Here is a 6,371-nt window from a genome sequence, read left to right as displayed (position 1 = left end):
AGTTGGTTAGAATACCGGCCTGTCACGCCGGGGGTCGCGGGTTCGAGTCCCGTCCACTCCGCCACTTATATTAAGCCTCAGTCGAAAGACTGAGGCTTTTTTCGTTTCTACTGCGGCGTTTCCCTGAAGTGTGTTTACACCTAATTAGACTACTCCCCATAATCCCTACTAAGTGAACTTTGCGTGATTACACACTAGGCTTTAATTAATATAGGCCGTTGATGCTGTGGAAAGACAATATGACCTACAAACAAACCTAAGTAATCTATGGTATTCAAAGGCGTTCAACGGCTTGAATCTTGATGAGAAAGAAAAAACGAACTGTGCACATAATCCAGAAAAGCGTCATATATACCCCCAATCTCTCCTGGCTCAAAAATCAAACGACTTGAAAAGAATTGGAAGGTGAAAGATTGAAGGAGCTCTTCATTAGCGAGGTGATGATTTTCGACGCTGAACATTTGATGAGTCTCAGAAAAAATATATCGCCAAAGGGTAAGAAGCGCCAGAACAGAGAGGGGTAGCTTAGCTCGAGGCTGTAAGCTATGCGGAATACTCACAAACGTCAAAGCTCAAACCCATTAAGAGAGTCGCTCTAGATCTAAGTGGTTATGTGCTTATTCCAAATGGATTATATGAAAAAGCCAACTGCTAAAGCGGTTGGCTTAGTATAAAAATTTCGACGTACTTTAGAGCGAGAAATGATGTCTAAAGAATACGTTTTAAAACACCATCTGCCTTTAGGCGGGTAATTTTTCTGACCAGTCGCTGTACCTCTATAGGATAGTCTTCTACTTTCTCTAATTGCTTATAAGTACAGATAAGGTGAGTATGCTCAAGAATACGCGAAACTTCGTCTTCAAACTTCTCAGTGAGCTTCGCATAATTGTCTTGTATGAGTAGCCCATTTTCTAGGTCGAGTGACCAAGCACGTGGATTTAGGTTATTCCCAGTAAGTAGCATATAGCGTTTATCAACCCAAATACCCTTAAGGTGGAAGCTGTTATTGTCATGCTTCCATAGGTGAATTGACAATTTACGTGCGGCGATATTCGCTTCATTGGCTTTCGCAAAGCGACGCAAATTCACTTCGTAAAGATATGGAAGTCCGCCAATGGTTTTAAAGTCTTCCTCAGGTGCAATGTAAAAGTCATTGGCGGTTTTATCGCCCACAACAATAGTTACTTTCACACCACGCTTCATGGCTCGTTTCACTTCACGATGAAGTGCTTTAGGGAAGTTAAAGTAAGGCGTACAAATGAAAATTTCGTCTTGGGCTGCTGCCAATAACTTTACAATCTGTTGATTGAGCAGATTACGGCGTTTGCCTAGCCCAACTAACGGAGTGACTTTTACACTTTCTTCTGTTGCAGCTTGGTCTTCAAACTTATAGTTGGCTTGAGCAAGAGAAGCCCTCAGTTGGCGAATCGCCGACTTTATTTCTTTGGTTTCTGGCTTATCTTTTCCTGCAAGATCATTAACGGCAGGGTGAGCAATCATTTCTTCCTGAATGAATTGCACCATTGAATTCGCTAAAGATTCATGTCGAATCACATGGTAACGATCAAATCGATAACGTTCATGATAATGGAGATAAACGTTATTTAAGCTCGCCCCACTGTAGATAACAGTATCATCGACAATGAAGCCTTTTAAATGCAGTACCCCAAAAACTTCTCTGCCACGCACTGGTATGCCATAGACAGGGATTGGGTGCTGGTACTTACTGGCATATGCTTTGTAAAGCGCTGAATTACCCTCAGATGTCTCCGCACCAATCAGGCCACGCTGCGCTCGATGCCAGTCGACACAGATATTGATGTCCAACCCAGGATTGCGCTGTTTCGCTTCATAAAGCGCAGTGAGAATTTCACGTCCAGCTTCATCATCTTCCAGATATAGAGCGACTAGGTAAATTCGCGACGTTGCTTTGCTGATAGCATCTAAAAGACGGGTTCTGAATGATTCTGCTGAATACAGAACATCAAAGTCTTCCGGATTGACAGCGAGACTTGGCAACTGTTCGAATGGATTCCTACTTACTATCATATCGGTATGAGTACCTTAGTTTAGTGCAATATTGCGAACCTGCCATTTTATCAAAGATATGATTTACCTGGCTACAAAAGCACGCGTTTTGATGTCGTTGAAGAGATGAATTGCATTGGAATGAGATCTTTACCGCTATCTACGTAACGTTGAAATGCCATTTTTAGCGGGTGTGGTAGCTCAGAGCAATCAATTGTTGTGAATCCATGCTTGGAATAATAGGATTCGAGATGTGTAAACGCGAAGCAATAATCGCCATCAGTGAAAACATTGTTTTTACAATGAGTTAGTAGTTTTTTTCCAATCCCTGTTCCCCTAACTTTCGGAATGACCAACATTCCTGTCAACAGACGAACTTTATCTACACCTTTTAAACGTAGTAACGCAATGATTTCACCCTTATGGCTTGCTGTAATGATCAATTCATCCTTTTTGGCTCGACCCGCAGGGTAATACGCTTTGTATAGTTTCTTAATGAGCGGGAGCTTGATGGGATTTAACACTTCTATGATTAATGAGTCTGGTATTGTCACTGCGGTTAAAAGATAACTAATGTAGAATGTCGACAGTTTAAGAGAATCTTATCTGGTGTTGCAAACCTACTATGCAAATTAAAACAAATGCGAGCCTAAAGGCTTACCATACTTTTGGAATTGAACAATCGTGTTCCTATTTAGCTATCGTTGAGTCGCTCGAAGATGTTATTGAGCTATTTCAAAACCCAAGATTCACCCATTTACCAAAACTTTTTTTAGGTAAAGGAAGTAATGTTCTTTTTACAGAACATTTTGAGGGATTAGTGATTGTTAATCGAATCATGGGTAAAGAAGTCACGGAAACGGATGAGCACTACCTATTACATATTGCCGGTGGTGAAGATTGGCCTGAATTGGTTTCCTGGTGTGTGAATCAGGGGATCGGTGGGGTCGAGAACTTAGCTTTGATTCCAGGTTGTGCTGGCTCGGCTCCTATTCAGAACATTGGTGCGTATGGCCTAGAGCTAAAAGACATCTGTGATTATGTAGATGTTCTTGACCTAACTACGTTTGAAAACAAAAGAATGCACGCCCAAGACTGTGAGTTTGCCTATAGGGATTCCATATTTAAACATGCGTTGCACGGAAAGTGCTTTATCACCGCATTAGGGCTTAAGTTGGCGAAGCAATGGCAGCCGATTAACCAGTACGGCCCTTTACAAACTATCCCAGAAGAACAACTCAGCCCTGCTTCTATCTTCGAACGAGTATGCCAAGTGCGAAAGGCAAAACTGCCAGATCCAACCAAGATAGGTAACGCAGGTAGTTTCTTTAAAAACCCAGTGATCACACAAGATCACTATGATCGACTAACAAAAAAACACCCTAACGTAGTGGCCTACCCAGCTTCAGGAGGAATGAAAATTGCTGCTGGTTGGCTTATCGATCAGTGTGGATTAAAAGGGAAGTCTGTACACGGTGCGCAGGTCAACCCTATGCAAGCTTTGGTTTTGACCAACATAGATAATTGTAGTGCTGATGACATTGTCGCGCTTGCTTCTCTAGTGAAGCAGACAGTATGGGACAAATACCAAATCATACTTGAGCATGAAGTACGCTTTCTTAATCGTACCGGGGAGACCAATTTGGCTCAGATCGAGGCATCTAGATGAGAAAAGATCACTCTACGAAACTTCATATTCTAAAGTTATTAAGTGATGGCGAGTTTCATTCAGGAGAAGCGTTGGGCGACGATCTTAATGTTTCTAGAGCGGCAATCGCTAAGCACATTAAAGGTCTTAGTGAATGGGGTATTGATATTTATCGAGTGCAAGGGCGCGGTTACCAATTAGCCTCACCATTGCAGTTGTTAGACGAGACTCTCCTTACCACTAGCTCGGAGTCACTTGTTGAACTCGTCCCTGTGATTGACTCAACGAATCAATATTTGCTCGACAGAGTCGCGGCTTCGGAAAAGGGCCGTGTTTGTATTGCTGAATATCAAGCACAAGGGCGTGGTCGCCGCGGTAGACAATGGGTCTCACCGTTTGGCTCTAACTTATATCTCTCTATGTATTGGCGACTGGATGCAGGAATGGCTGCGGCAATGGGCTTGAGCTTGGTGATTGGGATTGCCGCAGTGGAAGCTTTGGAAGAAGTAGGCATGCAAGGTGTTAAACTCAAGTGGCCGAATGACTTGTATTATCAAGATAAAAAACTGGCCGGAATCTTGGTTGAAATGTCGGGTCAGGCCGGTGGGGCTGCTCATCTAGTGATTGGGATGGGCCTGAATATTGGAATGCCTGACGACCAGCCTGAGATTGACCAGCCATGGACCACGTTGAACCAAGTAAATCAGAGTCTCAAGATCGATAGAAATGTTCTAGCAATGACACTTATCAAGCATTGGAATTCCGCACTTGTCGAATATGAAATGAAAGGACTTACTGGCTTTATCGAACGTTGGAATCGGTTAGACAATTTCCTTAATCGTCAGGTCAAACTGCTTATTGGTCCTAGAGAGGTATATGGCGTCGTTCGAGGCATCGATCATCAAGGTGGAATATTAATCGAAACCTCCCAAGGACTAGAGACTTATATTGGTGGTGAAATCTCGTTGCGTAAAAGTGACTAATCTTCGATTACTTTCGCAACGAGACTTTATCAACTAAGTGGTTAACGCCTTTGTGTAGAATCAAGTGGGCTCTCTCACGAGTTGGAAGAATATTCAATTCTAAATTGAGCCCATTAATATCATGCCAAATTTGCTTCGCTTTTTTCTTTGCGTCATCGACAGAGAGTTGTGTGTAGTGGCTAAAATAAGAGCCTGGTTTCGTAAAGGCCCCTTGGCGAAACTTTAAAAAGCGTTCTACATACCAATGTTCAATGGTTTCTGTTTCTGCGTCGACATAAATTGAAAAATCTAAAAAGTCAGAGACGAAGACACGATGCGGGTCATGTGGATAGTCCATTCCACTTTGCAGAACGTTTAAACCTTCAATAATAAGAACATCCGGTCTATCCACTTTTCTTAGTTCATCAGTAATGTCATACGTGATGTGAGAGTAAATGGGTACTTCAAGATCGGGCTTTCCTGCCTTTACGTCAGACATGAACTCGACTAAACGCTTGATATCATAGGATTCAGGGAAGCCTTTACGATGCATGATACCGCGTTCTTCTAGTACTTTTTTCGGATATAGGAAGCCATCTGTTGTAACCAAGGACACTTTGGGATGATTCTCCCAACGAGAAAGCAATGCCGTTAGAATACGAGCAGTCGTACTTTTGCCTACAGCAACACTGCCAGCGATACCAATTACGAAAGGGGGAGCATGTTCCTCTGTATTTAAGAATTGTTGTAATACGGAATTGCGGCTTTGACGAGCTTGGACATACAGATTCAAAAGACGAGACAAAGGAAGGTAGATCTCTACCGCTTCCTCCATGGTTAGGTTTTCATTAATGCCCTGAAGCGCAGTCAAGTCGTCTTCAGAAAGTGTCATCGGTACAGAGTTTCTTAACTCGGCCCAATTTGCACGGTCAAATGACAAAAATGGACTCATGGGTCTCTTTTATCCTTGGTTTAATAGAAGCAAGAACATACATCAAGCGAACTTCAAAGCAAACGACAAAGGTCGAAGTTTGCTTTAAAAAAGCTAAGTTTGTACGAATTTGCAGCAAACGAATCTAAAAAATCGAAATTTATGATTTTTTTTCAAATTACTATTGCAACCTAGAAAATCATTCAATAGAATGCGCACCACTTATGCCGACTTAGCTCAGTAGGTAGAGCAACTGACTTGTAATCAGTAGGTCACCAGTTCGATTCCGGTAGTCGGCACCATTCTTTCCTTTAGTAGTCTGAATGGCTTGAAAATTTGGAGGGGTTCCCGAGTGGCCAAAGGGAGCAGACTGTAAATCTGCCGGCACTGCCTTCGATGGTTCGAATCCGTCCCCCTCCACCATATTCTTTAGGAAATAGCTCTCAGAGTTACGTGTTGCGGGCATCGTATAATGGCTATTACCTCAGCCTTCCAAGCTGATGATGCGGGTTCGATTCCCGCTGCCCGCTCCACTCTAATTTGAGTGCTGATATAGCTCAGGTGGTAGAGCGCATCCTTGGTAAGGATGAGGTCGGCAGTTCGAGTCTGCCTATCAGCACCAGCTCTCAAGTTTATTTCCTTTTGATATTAGATTTACCAATTATCTTTTTTTGGTTGCGTGGTCAATTTGGGCCACCTAAATCCGTACCTAGAGGGACCACTCATGTCTAAAGAAAAATTTGAACGTACGAAACCGCACGTTAACGTTGGTACTATCGGCCACGTTGACCACGGTAAAACA

Annotated in this window: 5 protein-coding genes and 4 tRNA genes; 6 read left to right on the top strand and 3 right to left on the bottom strand. The window is 42.8% G+C overall.

The genetic code is table 11. From position 1 onward, the window contains the following. Nucleotides 1-708 precede the first annotated feature (708 nt). On the bottom strand, nt 709-2,049 hold the full coding sequence (gene pssA / locus R7041_RS22310) for a CDP-diacylglycerol--serine O-phosphatidyltransferase (RefSeq protein WP_025768993.1): 1,341 nt from the start codon (nt 2,047-2,049) through the stop codon (nt 709-711). Between the two features lie 71 nt (nt 2,050-2,120). Then, nucleotides 2,121-2,552, bottom strand: a complete 432-nt coding sequence (locus tag R7041_RS22305; RefSeq protein WP_017633746.1) for a GNAT family N-acetyltransferase — start codon at nt 2,550-2,552, stop codon at nt 2,121-2,123. A gap of 101 nt (nt 2,553-2,653) precedes the next feature. Here R7041_RS22305 and murB point away from each other — a divergent pair, with 101 nt between their 5' ends. Together murB and birA are read left to right on the top strand one after the other, a co-directional pair. Then, nucleotides 2,654-3,697 (top strand): UDP-N-acetylmuramate dehydrogenase, encoded by a 1,044-nt coding sequence (gene murB / locus R7041_RS22300; protein WP_064368847.1) that lies wholly within the window; start codon nt 2,654-2,656, stop codon nt 3,695-3,697. After that, nucleotides 3,694-4,659, top strand: a complete 966-nt coding sequence (gene birA, locus R7041_RS22295) for a bifunctional biotin--[acetyl-CoA-carboxylase] ligase/biotin operon repressor BirA (RefSeq protein ID WP_064368846.1) — start codon at nt 3,694-3,696, stop codon at nt 4,657-4,659. The genes murB and birA overlap by 4 nt, the downstream gene beginning before the upstream one ends. A 7-nt stretch (nt 4,660-4,666) precedes the next feature. Here birA and coaA read toward each other — a convergent pair whose 3' ends face one another. Continuing rightward, complete coding sequence (coaA, locus tag R7041_RS22290) at nt 4,667-5,590, bottom strand: type I pantothenate kinase (RefSeq protein WP_005388683.1); 924 nt, start codon at nt 5,588-5,590, stop codon at nt 4,667-4,669. 205 nt (nt 5,591-5,795) lie between these two features. Between coaA and R7041_RS22285 the strand changes: the two genes are divergently transcribed. The 4 genes from R7041_RS22285 to R7041_RS22270 all read left to right on the top strand — a co-directional run bounded on the left by R7041_RS22285 (nt 5,796) and on the right by R7041_RS22270 (nt 6,191). Continuing rightward, nucleotides 5,796-5,871: transfer RNA gene (locus R7041_RS22285), tRNA-Thr, on the top strand. 36 nt (nt 5,872-5,907) lie between these two features. Continuing rightward, nucleotides 5,908-5,992: transfer RNA gene (locus tag R7041_RS22280), tRNA-Tyr, on the top strand. A gap of 35 nt (nt 5,993-6,027) precedes the next feature. Then, nucleotides 6,028-6,102 (top strand) — tRNA-Gly (locus tag R7041_RS22275). A gap of 13 nt (nt 6,103-6,115) precedes the next feature. Further along, a tRNA-Thr gene (locus R7041_RS22270) sits at nt 6,116-6,191 on the top strand. The last annotated feature ends 180 nt before the right edge of the window (nt 6,192-6,371 follow it).

Origin of the sequence: Vibrio sp. 1751 (assembly GCF_033339895.1) — a bacterium.
GTDB classification, from domain to species: Bacteria; Pseudomonadota; Gammaproteobacteria; order Enterobacterales; family Vibrionaceae; genus Vibrio; species Vibrio alginolyticus.
The sequence above is the reverse complement of the archived record's forward strand: the minus strand, read 5'-3'. Positions and strand labels throughout refer to the sequence as shown.